We start from the raw sequence: 1,533 nt of genomic DNA on the forward strand, positions 1-1,533 counted from the left end.
CGATTAATCGGCTGCCGGCGTCGCGGCGGATGGCGACACTGGTGGCCTTCGCACTCTGCCTGGAGGCGACTGCGCACGACGACGCACTGGAAGTCCTGGAGGCCTTGCTGCGCGACCTGTTCAGCAACGCGGAGAAGGCCGACAAGAAAGCCCGCATGCGCAGCCTGAAAGACCTGGATCGGTCGGCCGCGACGCTCGCCGCCGCGTGCAAGGTCGTGCTGGACAGCTCGATCAGCGATGACAACGTGCGCGCCCGGCTGTTCAACGACCTGCCGAGGACCACCCTGGAAAAGGCCCTGGAAGAGGTCAACGCGCTGATCCGCCCGGTAGATGACGTCTATTTTCTTGCATTGGAAGCGCGCTACCGCAGCGTGCGCCGCTTCCTGCCCGACCTGCTCAAGCACATCCGCTTCGGCTTCAGCCCGGCCGGCAAGGGCGTGGCGGCTAGTCTGGAGTGGCTGCAACTGAACCTGCCGCGCCGGAAGCCAGAGGATGACGCGCCGCAGGAGATCGTGGCCAAGGCTTGGCAGAAGCACATCACCCGCGAAGATGGCTCCCTCGACATGGGTGCCTATGTGTTCTGCACGCTCGATGCGCTGCGCACGGCCCTGCGCCGCCGCGATGTCTTCGTCTCGCCCAGTTGGCGCTATGCCGACCCGCGTCTTGGCCTGCTCGACGGTGCCGAATGGCTGGCGGCGCGACCGATCATCTGCCGGTCACTGGGCCTGACCATCGACGCCAAAACCACCCTGGACGCCTTGTCCGTCGAGCTGGATGCAACCTGGCTGGCAGTAGCCGCGCGCCTGCCCGACAACCCGGCGATTCAACTGAGCGAGAACACCGAGGGCAAGACCGAACTGTCGCTCGGGGCGCTGGACAAGCTGGACGAGCCCTGCTCGTTGCTGCAACTGCGGGCGGCCGTGTCTGACCTGATGCCGCGTGTCGATCTGCCGGAAATCCTCTTGGAAATCGCCGCCCGCACTGGCTTTTCCGAGGCCTTCACCCATGTCTCCGAACGCAATGCACGCGCCGACAACCTGGTCACCAGCCTCTGCGCGGTGCTGTTGGGCGGGGCCTGCAACACCGGCCTGGAGCCCTTGATCCGCACCGACAACCCGGCGCTGCGCCGTGACCGGCTGTCCTGGGTCAGCCAGAATTATATCCGCGACGACACCCTGTCAGCGGCTAACGCCATCCTGGTCGGAGCGCAAAGCCAACTGGAACTGGCCCAAGTCTGGGGTGGCGGCGAGGTCGCCTCCGCCGATGGCATGCGCTTCGTCGTACCGGTGCGCACCGTGCATGCCGGCCCCAATCCGAAGTATTTCGGCACCGGCCGGGGTGTCACCTGGTACAACCTGATTTCCGACCAATTCTCCGGCCTCAACGCCATCACCGTGCCCGGCACGCTGCGCGACAGCCTGGTGTTGCTGGCGGTCGTGCTGGAACAGCAGACCGAGTTGCAGCCGACGCAAATCATGACCGACACCGGGGCCTACAGCGATGTGGTGTTCGGGCTCTTCCGCCTACTTGGCT

The 1,533-nt window shown here is 65.6% G+C and carries 1 protein-coding gene; it reads left to right on the forward strand.

Features of this window, described 5'->3' with window-relative positions; translation table 11 throughout:
* Positions 1 to 1,533: Tn3 family transposase (locus FIV35_RS29440; RefSeq protein WP_146375130.1), on the forward strand; the 1,533-nt coding region annotated here is incomplete at both ends.

The sequence above is a fragment of the Pseudomonas rhodesiae genome (assembly GCF_007858255.1).
Taxonomy (GTDB): Bacteria; Pseudomonadota; Gammaproteobacteria; order Pseudomonadales; family Pseudomonadaceae; genus Aquipseudomonas; species Aquipseudomonas rhodesiae.